The 15,695-nt window shown below is 65.9% G+C and carries 17 protein-coding genes and 1 tRNA gene; 9 read left to right on the top strand and 9 right to left on the bottom strand.

Annotated features, from left to right (window positions below; translation table 11 throughout):
- Nucleotides 1-226: 226 nt before the first annotated feature.
- Nucleotides 227-1,147 carry a LysR family transcriptional regulator gene (locus tag GL284_RS18530; RefSeq protein ID WP_155045981.1) on the bottom strand — a complete coding sequence of 307 codons (921 nt, stop codon included), beginning with the start codon at nt 1,145-1,147 and terminating at the stop codon, nt 227-229.
- 93 nt (nt 1,148-1,240) lie between these two features.
- On the opposite strand from GL284_RS18530, the gene GL284_RS18535 reads away from it, so the two are divergent.
- A complete protein-coding gene (locus GL284_RS18535; RefSeq protein WP_155045982.1) occupies nt 1,241-2,068 on the top strand; it encodes a shikimate dehydrogenase family protein in 828 nt (275 codons plus the stop codon).
- A 36-nt stretch (nt 2,069-2,104) separates the two neighbouring features.
- Here the strand turns inward: GL284_RS18535 and GL284_RS18540 are convergent, their stop codons facing one another.
- Both GL284_RS18540 and GL284_RS18545 read right to left on the bottom strand, forming a co-directional pair.
- Complete coding sequence (locus GL284_RS18540) at nt 2,105-2,329, bottom strand: hypothetical protein (RefSeq protein ID WP_155045983.1); 225 nt, start codon at nt 2,327-2,329, stop codon at nt 2,105-2,107.
- 56 nt (nt 2,330-2,385) lie between these two features.
- The gene (locus GL284_RS18545; RefSeq protein ID WP_155045984.1) at nt 2,386-2,748 is read right to left on the bottom strand and encodes a hypothetical protein; all 363 of its coding nucleotides are present in this window, start codon (nt 2,746-2,748) and stop codon (nt 2,386-2,388) included.
- Nucleotides 2,749-2,867: 119 nt separating this feature from the next.
- On the opposite strand from GL284_RS18545, the gene GL284_RS18550 reads away from it, so the two are divergent.
- On the top strand, nt 2,868-4,181 hold the full coding sequence (locus tag GL284_RS18550; RefSeq protein WP_155045985.1) for an MFS transporter: 1,314 nt from the start codon (nt 2,868-2,870) through the stop codon (nt 4,179-4,181).
- Nucleotides 4,182-4,221: 40 nt separating this feature from the next.
- Nucleotides 4,222-5,337, top strand: a complete 1,116-nt coding sequence (gene zapE, locus GL284_RS18555) for a cell division protein ZapE (protein ID WP_155045986.1) — start codon at nt 4,222-4,224, stop codon at nt 5,335-5,337.
- A gap of 3 nt (nt 5,338-5,340) precedes the next feature.
- Here zapE and GL284_RS18560 read toward each other — a convergent pair whose 3' ends face one another.
- Nucleotides 5,341-6,603: a bifunctional folylpolyglutamate synthase/dihydrofolate synthase gene (locus tag GL284_RS18560; protein ID WP_155045987.1), complete on the bottom strand. Its 1,263-nt coding sequence runs from the start codon at nt 6,601-6,603 to the stop codon at nt 5,341-5,343.
- Nucleotides 6,603-7,550: an acetyl-CoA carboxylase, carboxyltransferase subunit beta gene (gene accD / locus GL284_RS18565; protein WP_155045988.1), complete on the bottom strand. Its 948-nt coding sequence runs from the start codon at nt 7,548-7,550 to the stop codon at nt 6,603-6,605. Before accD ends, GL284_RS18560 begins: the two co-directional genes overlap by 1 nt.
- 89 nt (nt 7,551-7,639) lie before the next feature.
- Here accD and cls point away from each other — a divergent pair, with 89 nt between their 5' ends.
- The 4 genes from cls to GL284_RS18585 all read left to right on the top strand — a co-directional run bounded on the left by cls (nt 7,640) and on the right by GL284_RS18585 (nt 10,745).
- The gene (gene cls / locus GL284_RS18570; protein ID WP_155045989.1) at nt 7,640-9,067 is read left to right on the top strand and encodes a cardiolipin synthase; all 1,428 of its coding nucleotides are present in this window, start codon (nt 7,640-7,642) and stop codon (nt 9,065-9,067) included.
- A 10-nt stretch (nt 9,068-9,077) separates the two neighbouring features.
- Nucleotides 9,078-9,407, top strand: a complete 330-nt coding sequence (locus tag GL284_RS18575) for a 4a-hydroxytetrahydrobiopterin dehydratase (protein ID WP_155045990.1) — start codon at nt 9,078-9,080, stop codon at nt 9,405-9,407.
- 163 nt (nt 9,408-9,570) lie between these two features.
- On the top strand, nt 9,571-10,356 hold the full coding sequence (locus GL284_RS18580) for a DUF6478 family protein (RefSeq protein WP_155045991.1): 786 nt from the start codon (nt 9,571-9,573) through the stop codon (nt 10,354-10,356).
- Nucleotides 10,357-10,364: 8 nt separating this feature from the next.
- The gene (locus tag GL284_RS18585; protein WP_155045992.1) at nt 10,365-10,745 is read left to right on the top strand and encodes a hypothetical protein; all 381 of its coding nucleotides are present in this window, start codon (nt 10,365-10,367) and stop codon (nt 10,743-10,745) included.
- Here the strand turns inward: GL284_RS18585 and GL284_RS21920 are convergent.
- Both GL284_RS21920 and GL284_RS18595 read right to left on the bottom strand, forming a co-directional pair.
- Complete coding sequence (locus tag GL284_RS21920; protein WP_341870503.1) at nt 10,742-11,464, bottom strand: GNAT family N-acetyltransferase; 723 nt, start codon at nt 11,462-11,464, stop codon at nt 10,742-10,744. The two genes, GL284_RS18585 and GL284_RS21920, sit on opposite strands and share 4 nt — an antisense overlap.
- Nucleotides 11,461-12,201 (bottom strand): competence/damage-inducible protein A, encoded by a 741-nt coding sequence (locus GL284_RS18595; protein ID WP_155045993.1) that lies wholly within the window; start codon nt 12,199-12,201, stop codon nt 11,461-11,463. The genes GL284_RS21920 and GL284_RS18595 overlap by 4 nt, the downstream gene beginning before the upstream one ends.
- Nucleotides 12,202-12,314: 113 nt before the next feature.
- On the opposite strand from GL284_RS18595, the gene map reads away from it, so the two are divergent.
- Entirely contained in the window at nt 12,315-13,118 is an 804-nt protein-coding gene (gene map, locus GL284_RS18600; RefSeq protein WP_155045994.1) for a type I methionyl aminopeptidase, read from the top strand.
- A 23-nt stretch (nt 13,119-13,141) separates the two neighbouring features.
- Here the strand turns inward: map and GL284_RS18605 are convergent, their stop codons facing one another.
- Nucleotides 13,142-14,161: a LacI family DNA-binding transcriptional regulator gene (locus GL284_RS18605; protein WP_155045995.1), complete on the bottom strand. Its 1,020-nt coding sequence runs from the start codon at nt 14,159-14,161 to the stop codon at nt 13,142-13,144.
- A 95-nt stretch (nt 14,162-14,256) separates the two neighbouring features.
- On the opposite strand from GL284_RS18605, the gene GL284_RS18610 reads away from it, so the two are divergent.
- A tRNA-Arg gene (locus tag GL284_RS18610) sits at nt 14,257-14,333 on the top strand.
- 280 nt (nt 14,334-14,613) lie between these two features.
- Here the strand turns inward: GL284_RS18610 and GL284_RS18615 are convergent.
- A complete protein-coding gene (locus tag GL284_RS18615; protein ID WP_155045996.1) occupies nt 14,614-15,639 on the bottom strand; it encodes a GlxA family transcriptional regulator in 1,026 nt (341 codons plus the stop codon).
- Nucleotides 15,640-15,695: the final 56 nt, after the last annotated feature.

Here is a 15,695-nt window from a genome sequence, read left to right on the forward strand (position 1 = left end):
CACGCTTCCCGGTGCGAGCACGGCAAAAGGCGGGCGCTTTGGGTGCTTATCCTGCGGCGTGTGGGAGAAGTGCTTAGCTGAGGTTTGCGTTCCGTGGGGAAATGGCATCACGGCTCAGCGGGTTGCGCTTCCATCAAAGCACGGTTGCCTCACGGTCCGGAAGGGGCGTTTCAGCTTATGCGCGACGGTCCGCGGAAGGTCGAGGCGCCGTCAGGAACAGGCGCCGTCACGGCACATCCCAAGCCTCCCGCGCGACCGCCGCGGCCATCTCGCGGCGGAAGCGTTCGATGGTCATCTCGGCAAAACTGGACAAGGGCCGCCCCTTGCGCGTCACCACCCAGGCCGTGATCGCCGCCTTTTCAACCAGAGGCCGACGCGTCACACCGGGCATGTAAAGCTCGGCCACCGAAAACTCGTCGATCAGCGCCACGCCAAGCCCATGGCGCACCAGGCTGACCACGGTCTGCGCAAACCGGCCCCGCATCGCATAGCGCAACGTCAGACCGGCCTCCAGAAACGGGCGGGCCAGAATCGCGCCATAGGGGTCGTCGGGGTCCACGCCGATGAAATCCTCGTGGATCAGGTCATGCACGGAAATGGCGGCCTTGGCGGCCAACGGGTGATCGTCCGGCACGATCACCACCAGCCGCCCCGTGGCCAAAGGCTCACTGGTCAGGGCGGGATTGCCGACCGGAGAGCTCATCACCACGAATTCGCCGCGATCCAGCAGAAGGTAATCCACCGTCTCCTCGATCTTCAGGATGTTCAGGTCGATGAACAGATCCGGGAAATGCGCCCGCACGCCCCGGATCGCCCGCGCGGCGATGAATTGCGCGATCGAGGGCGCCGAGGCAAAGGACAGCCGCACGTCCTGCCCCTGCCGCAGCGCCGTCACCGCGCCGTTCAGATTGTCCATCTGTCGGTGGACCTGATGGATCATTTCAAAGATCGACGCCGCCTCGGCCGAGGGCACGAACAGCCCGCCCTTGCGATCAAACAGCCGGATGCCCAGCGATTCCTCGGAATATTTCACCAGCCGCGACACGCCGGGGGCCGAGACGTTCAGCAGCTCCGCCGCACCCTGAATGGTCCCCGCCATCATCACGGCGCGGATCACCTCGACCTGTCGGATCGTCAGTTGGCTCATATGGTTAACATCATGTTACTGCGGCGCGAGTATTGATATTTGACGTAAACGCGCCCGACTGCAATTCCTGCTGCGACATGGAGGAGGCTGAACATGATCAAGGGCTCGACGAAACTTATCGCGCATCTGGGCTATCCCACGACGACCTTCAAGGCGCCGATGATCTATAACCCATGGTTTGAATTCCGCGGCATCGACGCAATCGTCGTGCCGATGGGCGTCCGCCCCGAGGATTACGCCGATTACCTGCGCCTGACCTTCCGGCTGTCGAACATCCACGGCGCGCTGGTCACCATGCCGCACAAGGTGGCGACGGTCGCGCTGGCCGACCGGGTGTCGGTGACGGCGCAGATCGCGGGGTCGGCCAATGCGCTGCGTCTTGGCGCGGACGGGCTGATCGAGGCCGACATGTTCGACGGCGAAGGCTTCGTTGCGGGCGTGCTGAACAAGGGCCAGCAGATTGCCGGAGCTTCGGTTCTGGTCGTCGGCGCGGGCGGCGTGGGCTCGGCCATTGCGGCCTCGCTTGCCAAGGCGGGCGCGGCGCATCTGGCGCTGTTCGACCCGGCCGGGGCCGAGGCGCTGGCGGGACGTCTGACCGCCGCCTATCCCGATCTGAAGGTCACGACCGGCAGCAAGGATCCTGCAGGGTTCGACATTGTGGTGAACGCCTCGCCTTTGGGGATGAAGCCAGAAGATCCGCTGCCGATGGATGTGTCGCGCATCGACCCCGCGACCTTCGTGGGCGAGGTGGTGATGAAGGCGGAAATGACCCCCTTCCTTGCCGCTGCCGCCGAACGCGGCTGCCGCTATCAGGTCGGCACGGATATGCTGTTTGAACAGATCCCGGCCTATCTGGATTTCTTTGGTTTCGGCAAGCCGCCGGTGCAAGAGCTGCGCGACCACGCGGCAATCAGCTACTAAGTCAAAAGGGGCGGCCTTGGTGCCGCCCCTTTCGCGTCAAGCCAGCATCACCGCAACGGCGGCGATGGCCACGAACCCCACGATCATGATGATCCAGTTTCGCGCCACCGACGAGCCCGAGGCATCCTGAGGCGGCGGCGGGATCAGCTCGCCCTCGGGCTGGAGCGTCACCGGGGGCGGATCGGCGGTTTCGATCTTGGCGGGCTTGATCGAGAATGGGGTATCGTCCCGATAATCGGGGGATTTCTGTTGCGTGTTCATGGGTTTGTCCTGTCTGAACGCGAAAAGGATCCGGGCCAAGGGCGGCCCGGCAGGTTTCAGGCGGTCAGATCAGGGGGCGGCGCGCGGGCGCGGGGGGCCAGCGGATGAAAGCGGGCATCGCCTGCCGCCGGTTCGACCACGACAAGCGCGATCCCCGGCCCCCGTGCGGGCGGCGTCAACCCCGGCGTGTCATCTGTCGCAGCCACTGGGCGGGCCGCGACCGCGTCCTTGCGGGCGATCAACTCGCGCCCCGTCAGGCTGGTCAGGGCTTTCGCGGGCGCATCCAGCCATGTGCCCAAGGGCTGGGCGCCGGCCTGCGGTCCCGGCAGGGCCACGATCAACAGCACCAGCAGCATGGCCAGCCACACCCGCATCGGGCGGGGGCTGATCTGGGGGTGCTGCTGGATCTGCGGGCTCATCGCCGCAGATTTTCACATCTGGCGGGGGCAGAGCAAGCCGTCGCGTCCGATCTGACTGGATATCCGCCTGACCTTATGGGCAAATGACGCCGACAATCGGGCGGTTCAGGGGCATTCCCATGCAGATCACCATCGACGAGGCGCTGACCCAAGGCGGAGCTGGGCGCTTTCAAAGGCGCCTTCTGGGGATATTCGGGCTGGTCTGGGCGGCCGATGCCATGCAGGTCATCGCCATCGGCTTTACCGCCGCCTCGATCGCGGCAAGTTTCGGACTGACCGTGCCGCAGGCGCTGCAGACCGGCACGCTGTTCTTTCTGGGCATGTTCGTCGGCGCGGCGGTATTCGGGCGCATCGCCGACCGCATCGGGCGGCGCAATGTGCTGCTGCTGACGGTGACCTGCGACGCGATCTTCGGCATCGCCTCGGTCTTTGCGCCGAATTTCGAGATGCTGCTGCTTTTGCGCTTTCTGACCGGCATGGCGGTCGGCGGCACGCTGCCTGTCGATTACGCGATGATGGCGGAATTCCTGCCGCCGCGGAATCGGGGCCGCTGGCTGGTCTGGCTGGAGGGCTTCTGGGCGGTTGGCACCATCGTCATCGCGCTGACCGCATGGGTCGCGCATCTGGCGGGCGCGGCCGAGCCGTGGCGCTGGATCTTTGCCGTCGCGGCGCTGCCGGCGCTGATCGGCATCGTCATGCGCCTGTGGGTGCCGGAATCGCCGATGTATCTGCTGCGCAAGGGCGATGAGCCGGGTGCGCGCCGGGTCATCGACCGCGTGCTGCTGGCCAACGGGATGCGCGGGCTGCCGCCCGATACGCAGTTGACGCTGCCTGTCGTGGCGGATCCGGGGCAGGGCATCTTTGGCCCGGACCTGAAGAACCGCACCATTGCCATGTTGGCTGCGTGGTTTCTGGTGTCGCTGTCCTATTACGGGGTGTTTGTCTGGCTGCCCTCGGAACTGGTCAAGGGCGGGTTCGGCTTCGTGCGCGGCTATGGCTTTCTGGTGCTGCTGGCCCTTGCGCAGATCCCCGGCTATGCGCTGGCCGCCCACGGGGTCGAGGCATGGGGCCGCAAGCTGACCCTGCAGATCTTCCTGATCCTCAGCGCGGCGGGCTGTCTGCTGTTCACGCTGGCCGCCAGCCCGTGGCTGATCGCCGCCGCGCTGATGCTGATGAGCTTTGCACTGCTGGGCACATGGGGGGCGCTTTACGCCTTTACGCCGGAACTGTATCCGACCGCGCTGCGCGGCACCGGCATGGGCACGGCCAGCGCCGTGGCGCGGCTGGGCGGGTTGCTTGCGCCGTCGCTGCTGGGGCTGGTCATCGCGCGGGGCTTTGGCGTGGTGATCGGCGTTTTCGCGGCGCTGCTGCTGCTGGCGGCGCTGGCGACACTGCTGATCCGCACCGAGACGCGCAATCAGGCCATTGGCTGACCCGCTTGCGGGCAGGCCCGGGATTTGGCAAGGGAAGGCGATGGCGACCGTATCCGAACTGTATCAGGCCCGCGTCACGTCGGGCCAGCTTGAAGCTGATCCCGCGCAAAGGGGCGTGCTGCCCGCTATGGACCGCGTGGTGCGCGATCTGGCCATGGCCGCGCCCGCAGCCCCGGCCCAGCCCGCGAAATCGGGCTGGCTGTCGCGGCTGATCGGCGGTGGCGGCGCGGCCCCTGCGGCACCAGCGCCCAAGGGGCTTTACCTGTGGGGCGGTGTTGGGCGCGGCAAGTCGATGCTGATGGACCTGATCATGGATGCCGCCGCCACGCCGCAAAAACGGCGCGTGCATTTCCACGAATTCATGCAGGAAATTCAGGCCGGGCTGAACGCGGCGCGCCAGCGCGGCGACGCCGATGCGGTGCGTCCCGTCGCCCAAGGCGTGGCCCGTCAGACGCGGCTGTTGTGCTTTGACGAGATGCAGATCACCGATATCGCCGATGCGATGATCGTGGGCCGACTGTTTCAGGTGCTGCTGGAGGAGGGGGTGACCATCGTCACCACCTCGAACCGCGTGCCCGAGGATCTGTACAAGAACGGGTTGAACCGCCAGCTTTTCCTGCCCTTCATCCAGTTGATCCGCGACCGCATGGATGTGGTCGAACTGGCCAGCGCCACCGATCACCGGCAGGACCGGACCGAGGGCGGGCAGGTCTGGTTTTCCCCCGTCGACAGCATCGCGCAGGGCCAGATGGGCAAGCTGTGGCGCGAGGAAACCGGCCCGGCCCCCGCCACGCCCTTGGTGCTTGAGGTCAAGGGCCGCAAGGTCGAACTGCCGCAGCATGTCGGGCGCGTTGCCCGCGCCAGCTTCTGGGATCTGTGCGGCAAGCCCCTGGGCCCCGCCGATTACCTTGCCGTGGCCGAGGCGGTGGATGTGCTGTTTCTGGACAATATTCCGCGCCTCAGCCAATCGAACTTCAATGAGGCCAAGCGTTTCGTCACGCTGATCGACGCCCTCTATGAGGCCAAGGTCCGGCTGATCGCCAGCGGTGCCGACGATCCGGAACGGCTTTACGCCGAGGGCGAGGGCGCGTTCGAGTTCGAGCGCACCGCCTCGCGCCTGCGCGAGATGCGCGATGCCGACTGGGGCAAGAGCTAGGTCCTAGCCGTTGTCGCGCAGGATCACGCCCGCCAGATAAAGCGAGCCGCAGATCAGGATCCGCGCGCCCGGCTCATCGCGGGCAATGCGCTGGATGGCGTCCAGCGCGTCGGGGGCGGTCGTGGCGGCGATCCCGACATTCATCGCGGCATGTTCGGTTTCCTCGGCCGACAGCGTGGCCTCGGCTTCCGGGATCGGCACGGCGATCAGGCTGCGGACCTGCGGCTTCAGCGGGCGCATATATCCTTCGACATCCTTGGTGTTCAGCATGCCGCAGACCAGATGCGTCGGACGGCCCGGCATCGCGGCCAAGGTCGCGGCCACGGCTTCGCCACCGGCGGGATTGTGGCCGCCATCCAGCCAAAGCTCGCAATCGCCTGCGGCCTGAACCAGGGGGCCATGCGTCAGGCGCTGCATCCGCGCAGGCCATTCGGCACGGGTCACCGCGGCCTCAGCGTCGCCGTCGCCCAGTTCGCGCAAGGCGGCGATGGCCACCCCGGCATTCACGATCTGATGCGGGCCGGGCAGGTTCGGCAAGGGCAGGTCCAAGAGGCCCTGCTGATCGAAATAGACCAGCCGCCCATGTTCGGTATAGCTGTCCCAATCCTGCCGGGCGATGCGCAAAGGCGCGGCCAGCGGCTCGGCCTTGGCTTCGATCACGGCGCGGGCTTCGGGCTGCTGCGGGGCGACGATGCAGGGCACGCCGGGTTTCAGGATGCCCGCCTTTTCGCCCGCGATCTCGGGCAGGGTTTCGCCCAGATATTGCGTGTGGTCGATGCTGACGGGCGTGATGACGGTCAGGCGCGGCGCGTCGACGACGTTCGTCGCGTCCAGCCGCCCGCCCAGCCCGACCTCAAGCAGGGTGTAATCGGCGGGGCTGCGCGAAAAGGCCAGAAAGGCCGCAGCCGTGGTGATCTCGAAGAAGGTGATGGGCTGACCGGCATTCGCGGCCTCGCATTCCTCAAGGATCTGGGCCAGCGAGGGTTCGGAGATCAGCGTGCCTGCCAGCCGGATGCGTTCGTGAAACCGCGCCAGATGCGGCGAGGTATAGGCGTGCACGCGCTTGCCCTGCGCCTCAAGCCCGGCGCGGATCATGGCCTGCGTCGAGCCCTTGCCATTGGTCCCGGCGATATGGATGACCGGCGGAATGTGGCGTTCCGGATGTCCCAGCGCGGCAAGGATGCGGTGCATCCGGTCCAGCGACAGGTCGATGACCTTGGGATGCAGCGCCATCAGCCGGGCAAGGATCGCGTCGGAATGCCCCATCAGGCGGGTTTCGCTTCGGCGTTCGCTTCGGCGGCTTCCGGTTCGGGCAGGGCATTGGCCAGATGACCCGGCGCGGGCAGATGGCCTGCGACCGGCGCCGGCAGGCCGCCGACCATGCGCAGGATCGAGACCAGCTCCTCGCGCATTTTCTTGCGATGCGTCACGCGGTCCAGCATGCCGTGCTCCAGCAGGTATTCGGCGCGCTGGAAGCCCTCGGGCAGCTTTTCGCGGATGGTCTGTTCGATGACGCGCGGGCCGGCAAAGCAGATCAGCGCGTTCGGCTCGGCGATCTGGATATCGCCCAGCATGGCATAGGATGCCGTGACGCCGCCCGTGGTCGGATGCGTCAGCACGACGATATAGGGCAGGCGGGCCTCTTTCAGCATCTCGACCGCGACGGTGGTGCGGGGCATCTGCATCAGCGACAGGATGCCTTCCTGCATCCGCGCGCCGCCTGCCGCCGAAAACAGCACCAGCGGGCGCTTCAGTTTCACCGCGCGTTCGGCGGCGGCGATGATGGCATTGCCGACATACATGCCCATGGATCCGGCCATGAAGCTGAAATCCTGCGCCGCCATGACGACGGGCGTGCGGCCCATTTCGCCTTCGGCGACCAGCATCGCCTCTTTTTCGCCGGTGGATTTCTGCGCGGCCTTCATCCGGTCGGGATATTTCTTCTGGTCGCGGAATTGCAGCGGGTCGGCGACGGGTTCGGGGACCTTCACCTCATTGAAGACGCCGCCGTCGAACAGCGCGGCAAAGCGTTCGCGCGGGGTGATGGCAAGGTGATGGTCGCAATGCGTGCAGACGTTCAGATTGTCGGCCAGTTCGCGGTGGAACAGCATGTTCCCGCATTCCGGGCATTTCGTCCAAAGGTTCTCGGGCACCTCGCGGCGCGAGAAAAGCGAATTGATGCGCGGACGCACATAATTGGTGATCCAGTTCATCGAAGGGTCCCTTGCGCTGCGTTTGTCCGCTGACTTAGGCCCACGGACGCGGAATTGCAATTCCGGCCGCGTCACGCTTTGATTGCGGCATGTGGACTCAGGGTCTTGTGTTTCTTCACTACGCAGTCGCGCTGGCAGTGTCGGTGCGGGTGCTGCTGCGTCCCCGGCTGGAGCCGACGGTGCGGCTGTCATGGATTCTGGTGATCGAGCTGGTGCCGCTGGTCGGCATCCTTGCCTATATCCTGTTCGGAGAGATCCGCCTGCGCGGCGCGGATCGCGAAACCATGACCAATGTCCGCTCGCGCCTGTCGGGATTGTGGAAGCCCAGCCCCGAGGCACTGCGCAATGCGCCCGATTTTGCCGCGCCGATCATCGCGGCCAACCGCGCCACCACGGGATTTGTCGCCGTGGCCGGCAACCGCGCGACCCTGCTGGCCGAAGATGACAGCGCCATGGCCGATCTGGTCGCGGCCTTGGACGACGCCCGCGACCATGTGCATCTGCTGTTCTATATCTGGCTGGACGATGTGTCGGGCCGTGCCGTTGCCGATGCGGTGATCCGCGCGGCGGGGCGGGGCGTCAAGGTGCGCGCGGTGATCGACGCCTTCGGCTCGCGCGCGTTTGCCCGGTCCGAAAGCTGGCAGCGCATGAAGGATGCGGGCGTGGAATGCGTCGAGGCGCTGCCGCTGGGCTGGCCCATCATCGGCAGTCTGGTCCACCGCAAGGATCTGCGCAATCACCGCAAGATCGTGGTGATCGACCACGTGACGGGCTTTACCGGCAGCCGCAACTGCTCGGACATGGCCTTTGCGGTGAAGCCGCGCTTTGCGCCATGGGTCGACATCCTGCTGCGCATCGAAGGCCCGGTCGTGCGCCAGATGCAGGCCGTGTTCCTGCAGGACTGGATGAGCTATACCGGCGAAGATCTGGGCGACATGCTGCGCATGACCGGCCCTGTCAGCGCGCCCGGAGAGATCGCGCAGGTGGTGGCGACCGGGCCTGACGACCGGCAGGGGTCGCTGTCGGACTGCATGGCGACGATGATCCATGCCGCGCGGGACAAGCTGGTCATCACCACGCCCTATTATGTCCCCGATGCCTCGCTGGACAGTGCCATCCGCACGGCGGCGCGGCGCGGGGTCGATGTCACCATGGTGCTGCCCGCCCGCAACGATTCGCTGACCGTGCAGGCCACGTCCGAGGGGTTTTACTATGGCCTTGTATCCGCCGGGGTGAAGCTGATGCTGTTTCAGGACGGGCTTTTGCATGCCAAGATCATCACCGTCGATGGGCGCATGACCATGGTCGGCAGCGCGAACATGGACCGCCGCAGCTTCGAGCTGAACTATGAGATGAACATGCTGTTTCTGGGCGGCGATCTGACCGAGGCGCTGGATGCCCGCCAGCAGACCTATATCGCCCGCGCCGAGTCGATCACCATCGGCGAGATCCGCGCATGGTCGCTGTGGCGGCGGCTGCGCAACAACCTGCTGGCGCTGGCCGCGCCCATCCTGTGAGGAGACGCAGATGACCGAACTGGCCGATCGACAGATCACCGATGGCGCCCCCGCCTTGCCGGATGCCGACATCCGCGCGCTCATGGCGCAGCTTTCCGGCTGGGAACTGGCCGGGGATGGCAAGTCGATCCACCGCGCGTGGCGTTTCAAAAGCTTCAAACAGGCCGCGCAACTGGCCAATCTGGCGGCGTGGCAGGCCGAGGCGGGCAATCATCACCCCGATATCGCCTTTGGCTGGGGCCATGCCAGCGTCACCTTTTCAACGCATTCGGCGGGCGGCGTGACGATGAACGATCTGATCATGGCGGCGCGTCTGAATCGCGTTGCGGGGCAGGGCTAGCCCATCGCGGCGGCAATCAACCGATGCGTGCGTGTTTTCGTCTGTCAACTCTTGCCCATGGCGCGAGTGGCGCATATCCAAGGACTTAACCACAGGAAGCCAAGACGACGAACAGCAGCTTCGCAGGCCACGCGCCTTCGGACCCCAAGAATGAGGCACAGACATGGCGGTGCGTCCGCGCAAGTGGCTGGAACGGAAGGCGCGCGAGCGCGCGCAGGCCCAATGGGCGCAGATGGCCGAAAGTGTCGAATTCATGGGCCAGAAGCGCATCCGCGACCTGACCGATGAGGCGCTGAACCTGCGCGCCAGCCTGAACCGCTTTCTGATGCGGGGCGACCGCAAGGCTGCGGTGTCGCGGATGGCGCTGGACGGGCTGCATCTGCCCGGCGGCACCGACTGGCGCTGGCGGCCAGGCTTCATGGCGGGCAAGATCTCTCCGCGCGGGATTGCCGCGCCCGAGGCGGGCACGCGTCTGGGCGACCGCGCCGCTGTCTGGCACGATTGCGCCGAACGCGCGCTGATCCTTGAACAGGTCCACAATCCCCGCGCGACCGATCTGTCGCCCTATGGGATGCGGCTGGAGGTCTTTGGCTTTTCCGGCAACTTCCTGTCGATTTCCATCGACCTGCCGACCGATGCGCTGGAGGGGCTGACCCGCAACCATATCCTGCGCCTTGAGGCCGGGCTGGTGGTCGAACGCCCGATCAACGTCTATGCTCGGCTGAATGTCGGCCATGGCCCCAATACCGAAGAACTGCTGCAGCAGTTGCGCGGCATGGAGGCGGGTCTGCAAAGCCAGCAGGTCGTGGAATTCGACCTTGCCTATACCGAGATGAACGAAAAGCGGCTGGAAAAGATCTGGCTGGACCTGATCTTTGAAGCCCCCACCATGAGCGCGGTGGAACTGCGCGAGCTGTTCTTGTCGCGCCACCTGCGCGCCGAACTCTGAGAGGACCGATGAGCGATTTCGAATCCCTTGGGCTGAAAAGCGGCATCTGGCAGGGCATCCTGCGCCGCGACACGCCGCCGGGCCGCGTGCTGCTGGTGCATATGGGCAGCCGCGTGGCGGATGCGCGGGCCACGGCGCAGGACGATGGCAGCTATCGCATCGCTGCGGCCATCCCCTCGGACAAGCTGTCGGACGGGGTGCAGACCTTCATCCTGCTGGAAGATGGCGGGCAGGACAACGCACAACCCCAGCCGGGCGCGCTGCATCTGGCCAGCCTCAGCATCGTCGCGGGCGAGCCGCTGGACGAAGACATGCGCGCCGAAATGGATCTGATCCGCAGCGAGCTGGATCTGGTGAAAAAGGAACTGCGCCGGCTGGCCTCGGCCTAGTCCGACCTCAGCGCCCAATAGCCATAGCCGCCGACCTCGGCAAAGCCCAGGCTGCGATACAGCGCCATGGCGGGCGTATTGCTGCGGCTGACGGCCAGCGCCAGCGTGCTGGCCCCGGCCTGCTGCGCCCATTGCGCGGCGGCGCGCATCATCCAGCCTGCCAGCCCGCGCCTGCGGAATGCGCTCAGCACCTCCAGCGCGTGGATCATGGCGACGGGGCCCTGAATGGCGACAAATCCGGCAGCAGCGGCGCGGTCGTCCAGCCGCCCCAGAAGCGCGGTCTTTGGTCCCTGCACATGGTCCATGACCGCTTGCCGGGCCGGGTTGATATTGCCCGCCGACCAGATTTCGCGCTGGATCGCCAGCGGTGGCCAGATGTCAAAGGCCACCATGCCCGGCATGTCGCCCAAAAGCCCGCTCAGCGGACAGGCCATGATCGCCGTCGGGGTCTGGGACAGATAGCCGCGCGCCGCCAGCGCCTGTTGCAAGGCGGTATCGTCATCAGTCACGCGAAACATCGGCGGCTGGTCCCAGCCGCGATGCGTGGCTTCGGCCGCGTCGATATCGGCATCGCTCCAGCCCGAGGACATTGCGCGGGTCGAACTGACCCGGCCACCTGCGCCCAGCCCACGCCCGGTCCGCAGCGCGCCATGGTCGCGCCTCTCGGCGGCGGGCCATGTCGTCTCGAACGCAAGGGCGATGGCGGGATCGGGGGTCACAGGTCCAGCCGTTCGCGCAGCGTGGCCATCGCCTCGGCCACGCGGGCGCCGTCAAGGCCGCGCACCACAAGGTTCGTGCCCCAGCCATGTTCGTTCTGGAACGGGTATGAGCCCAGCGACAGGTCCGGAAATTCCAGCGCCACCGCCTTCAGATCCTCGGCCACCTCGCTTTCACCGCGCCGCACCTCGACGCTGTCGGATTGCGTGGGGCGACCGCCGGGAAGCTGCGGGATCAGCCATGCGACCATGGCGCGAAACACCTCGGGGACGCCGGCCATGACATGCGTGTTGCCGATGGAAAAGCCCGGCGCGGCAGAGACGGCATTGTCGATCAGCGTGGCACCCACGGGCACGCGGGCCATGCGCAGGCGGTTTTCGTTCATCTCGACGCCGATGCGGTCATAGCGGGCCTGCAGCATGGCGCGGGCCTCTTCGTTCACCTCGACGATGGCGCCATGCGCGGCGCCCACGGCATCGGCGGTGATGTCGTCATGCGTCGGCCCGATCCCGCCCGAGGTGAACAGCAGATCATAGGCCCCGCCCAGCGACTTGTCGAAGGCGCGGATGGCGGCGACGATCTGGTCCTGATCGTCGGCCACCACCCGGATCTCGCGCAGGTCAAAGCCGGTCGCGGACAGGACGCCCGCAAGGTGGTGGGCGTTCCCTTCGCGCGTGCGGCCGGACAGGATTTCATCCCCGATGACCAGAATGGCGGCTGTGGGATTGTCGGATTGCATCGTGACGCTCCTTGCGGCGGTCTTGGCTGTCTCCGCAGGTATAGGCCCGCGCACGGGGCTGGAACAAGTGGCCCGAGAGGACTATCTGTGGGTCAACCAGACATGAGGACCAGATGAACGAAGCACGCCAGACCCGCGAAGGCATCCGCATTCACGACCCCGTCGATTTCGCGGGAATGCATGCGGCTGGCAGGGTGGCGGCGCAGATTCTGGATGAGGTGGGCCCGCGCGTGCAGCCCGGCGTCACCACCGGCGCGCTGGACGATTTCATCCGCGCCCGCGTCACCGAACTGGGCACGACCAGCGCCACCATCGGCTATCGCGGCTATCAGCACGCAAGCTGCATCAGCGTGAACCATGTCGTCTGCCACGGCATTCCCGGCGACAAGGTGCTGGCGGATGGCGACATTCTGAACATCGACGTGACCGTGATCCTTGACGGCTGGTTCGGCGACAGCTCGCGCATGTATGTGGCAGGCAAGCCCAGCGTGAAATCCAAGCGCCTGATCCAGGTCACGCATGACGCGCTGATGAAGGGGATCGAGGCCGTGCGCCCCGGCGCGACCTTCGGCGATATCGGCTGGGCGATCCAGTCCTATGTCGAGGCGAACCGCATGTCGGTCGTGCGCGATTTCTGCGGTCATGGTCTGGGACGGGTGTTTCACGCGCCGCCGAACGTGCTGCATTTCGGTCGCCCCGGCAAAGGCCCGGTGCTTGAGGAAGGCATGTTCTTCACCATCGAGCCGATGGTGAATCTTGGCCGTCCGGAAACCAAGGTGCTGGCCGATGACTGGACTGCGGTGACGCGCGACAAGTCGCTCTCGGCGCAGTTCGAGCATTCGATCGGCGTGACGGCGGATGGCTGCGAGATCTTTACCGGATCCCCCGCCGGGCTGTTCTATCCCGATCTGGCCTGACGGACGGGCAGGGCCCGCCGCGATCAGGGCTTGCGGATCGTGTCGCCGGGGATGATCGTCGGCGACAGGGCGATCACGCCGCTTTCGGGCCGGGCCTCTTTGCCCGAGACGATCCGGGCCGCGCGGCGTCCGATATCGACGCGCCGGGCATCGGTCGTGGCCAGCCGCATCGGCAGACCGTCCAGCAGATCGACGCCGTTGAACCCCGCAAGCCCCAGCTTGCCGGGAATGTCATAGCCCTTTTCCAGACACCAAAGCAGCCCGCCCGCGCCGATCATGTCATTGGAAAAGTAAAGGAAATCCAGATCCGGCTCGCGCGTCAGGATCCGCTCGGTCAATTCGCGGCCTTTGCCCAGCGATGAGCCGCCTTGGTAATATTCGCGCGCGGCCAGGGTCACGCCGGCCTCGGTCAGCCGATCCTCGAAGCCCGCGAGGCGTTTGCGGGCGCGGTGATCCTCGGGCATATGCGTGCCGATAAAGCCGATCCGGCGATAGCCCGCGGCCAGAATGCCCTCGGCCATTTCCGATCCCGCGCGCCGGTGCGAAATTCCTACAGCCGTATCAATGGGCTCGCCGTCGACATCCATGATCTCGACCACGGGCAGGCCGACATTTTCCAGCATGGCGCGCGCGGCCTGACTGTGTTCCAACCCCGCCAGAATGACGCCCGAGGGCCGCCAGGACAGCATGTCATACAGCACCGCATCCTCGCGCGAGGGGCTGTAATGTGTGACGCCCACCACGGGCTGCAGCCCGGTATCGTCCAGCTCGGACGACACCCCGCCCAGCACATCGGGAAACACCATGTTCGACAGCGACGGGATCACCACCGCCACCAGATTGACGCGCTGGCTGGCCAGCCCCCCGGCGATCTTGTTGGGCACATAGCCCAGCGTGCGGGCAGCGGTCAGCACCTTTTCGCGGGTGGCAGCCGAAACATCGCCACGATTGCGCAGAACACGGCTGACGGTCATTTCGGAGACCCCAGACGCCTCGGAGACATCACGCAGGGTCAGGGGGCGGCTGGATCTTTTCGTAATCATCGGGCTTCCGCAGCGAAATCATGTTACCGTTACCAACCTTTCACCCTCGCGGCAAGCTTGCCAATCCAGCGGCGACCGGGCAAAAGAACGGCGGCGGCCCCGTGGCTCAACTGGATAGAGCAGCCCCCTCCTAAGGGGCAGGTTGCAGGTTCAAATCCTGCCGGGGTCACCAGATTTCATTAAATAATCTGCCGTTGATGGGGTTTGCTTTCTGGTTCGATGAACCCGGCCAAGCCCTGAGGGCGCAATTTCAACGGAAAATCAGATCGCACATCGCTGCGTCTCTGCCGCCGGGCGGATCGCTCCTTGTCCACCCGGCATGCAACCAGAGCACTCGTAACAAGGGCAGTTATCGCGCACGGATCTGCGCAGGTAAACCTGACTGTTTAGTCAATTAACACGTCAGCTTGGGCCTGAAACGACACGCAATGGTTTAGCCGAGGGCGCGGGGATCAGGAATCGGCGGGGTGCAGTTCGGATTCGCGCTCTTGCCGCCACAGGTCGGGGGTGGTGCCCTCGGTCTCGCGGAAGACGCGGATCAGGTGCGAGGCGTCGCAGAAGCCGGTTTCCTCGGCGATGCGGGTCACGGTGCGGTCGGTGCGCGCCAGCAGCATCCGCGCCTGCGCCAGCCGGATGCGAATCGAGGCATCGGCGGGCGGGATGCCCAGATCGGCGTTGAAATGCCGTTCCAGCTTGCGCCGCCCCACCCCCAGATCGCGGGCGATGCGTGCGATGGGCAGGGGGGCGTGCAGGTTCTGCTGCATCGACAGCAGCGCCCGGCGCACCAGAGGATCGCGGGCGTTCAGCTCCAGCGGCAGGCCGGGCTGGGGACGGTCGCCGGCCATCGGCTCATCGATCATCAGGATCGACAGGCTTTTGCGCGCGGCCGCCCGGCCCAGATGCCGGTCCACCAGAAAGGCCGCCAGATGCGCGGCGCTGACGCCGCCGGAACAGGACAGCCGGTCGCGGTCCACCACGAAGATCTGGTCGGAGACCGGGCGCATCTTTTCAAATTCGGCAAGGAAATCCTGATGATGGAACCAGCTGACACAGCAGCGATAGCCGTCCATCAGCCCCAGACGGGCCAGCGCGAACATGCCGGTGCAAAGCCCGGCAAGGCTGACCTTGGCCGCCACGGCACGATGCAAAAAGGCGTTCTGTTCGGCGGACAGACCCGCGCCGTTGTCGATCAGCCCGCCGACCACGACGATATAGTCGAAGCGCGACGGATCGCCCAGCCGCTCATCGGGTTCGATCCGCACGCCGCAGGATGACTGCACGGGGGCCATGTCGGCGGACAGGACCGACCAGCGGCAGCGCAACTGCCGCGAGCCATCGCCGTCATCCGCCGCCAGCCGCAGCACATCCATGAAATTGGCGAATGCCGACAGGGTAAAGCGCGGCGCCAGCAGAAAGCCGATGCGCAGCCGGGGCGGGACAGGGGCAGGGGTCTTGGAGCTTTCGACGGGTTCTGGCATGACGCGAATCAACGATGGCAATTGTCGTGATCATGCCATCGCTTTGGATTTCGTCC

The organism is Paracoccus shanxieyensis (genome assembly GCF_009711265.1).
In the GTDB taxonomy this organism is placed as follows: Bacteria; Pseudomonadota; Alphaproteobacteria; order Rhodobacterales; family Rhodobacteraceae; genus Paracoccus; species Paracoccus shanxieyensis.

What these genes read in the sequence shown, in the direction of transcription:
- GL284_RS18540 (WP_155045983.1), bottom strand. Translation starts at nt 2,329, where the DNA reads ATGAACACGCAACAGAAATCCCCCGATTATCGGGACGATACCCCATTC.
- GL284_RS18530 (WP_155045981.1), bottom strand. Translation starts at nt 1,147, where the DNA reads ATGAGCCAACTGACGATCCGACAGGTCGAGGTGATCCGCGCCGTGATG.
- GL284_RS18585 (WP_155045992.1), top strand. Translation starts at nt 10,365, where the DNA reads ATGAGCGATTTCGAATCCCTTGGGCTGAAAAGCGGCATCTGGCAGGGC.
- GL284_RS18580 (WP_155045991.1), top strand. Translation starts at nt 9,571, where the DNA reads ATGGCGGTGCGTCCGCGCAAGTGGCTGGAACGGAAGGCGCGCGAGCGC.
- GL284_RS18595 (WP_155045993.1), bottom strand. Translation starts at nt 12,201, where the DNA reads ATGCAATCCGACAATCCCACAGCCGCCATTCTGGTCATCGGGGATGAA.
- GL284_RS18615 (WP_155045996.1), bottom strand. Translation starts at nt 15,639, where the DNA reads ATGCCAGAACCCGTCGAAAGCTCCAAGACCCCTGCCCCTGTCCCGCCC.
- accD (WP_155045988.1), bottom strand. Translation starts at nt 7,550, where the DNA reads ATGAACTGGATCACCAATTATGTGCGTCCGCGCATCAATTCGCTTTTC.
- zapE (WP_155045986.1), top strand. Translation starts at nt 4,222, where the DNA reads ATGGCGACCGTATCCGAACTGTATCAGGCCCGCGTCACGTCGGGCCAG.
- GL284_RS18575 (WP_155045990.1), top strand. Translation starts at nt 9,078, where the DNA reads ATGACCGAACTGGCCGATCGACAGATCACCGATGGCGCCCCCGCCTTG.
- GL284_RS18605 (WP_155045995.1), bottom strand. Translation starts at nt 14,161, where the DNA reads ATGATTACGAAAAGATCCAGCCGCCCCCTGACCCTGCGTGATGTCTCC.
- GL284_RS18545 (WP_155045984.1), bottom strand. Translation starts at nt 2,748, where the DNA reads ATGAGCCCGCAGATCCAGCAGCACCCCCAGATCAGCCCCCGCCCGATG.
- GL284_RS18560 (WP_155045987.1), bottom strand. Translation starts at nt 6,603, where the DNA reads ATGGGGCATTCCGACGCGATCCTTGCCCGGCTGATGGCGCTGCATCCC.
- GL284_RS18550 (WP_155045985.1), top strand. Translation starts at nt 2,868, where the DNA reads ATGCAGATCACCATCGACGAGGCGCTGACCCAAGGCGGAGCTGGGCGC.
- cls (WP_155045989.1), top strand. Translation starts at nt 7,640, where the DNA reads ATGTGGACTCAGGGTCTTGTGTTTCTTCACTACGCAGTCGCGCTGGCA.
- GL284_RS18535 (WP_155045982.1), top strand. Translation starts at nt 1,241, where the DNA reads ATGATCAAGGGCTCGACGAAACTTATCGCGCATCTGGGCTATCCCACG.
- map (WP_155045994.1), top strand. Translation starts at nt 12,315, where the DNA reads ATGAACGAAGCACGCCAGACCCGCGAAGGCATCCGCATTCACGACCCC.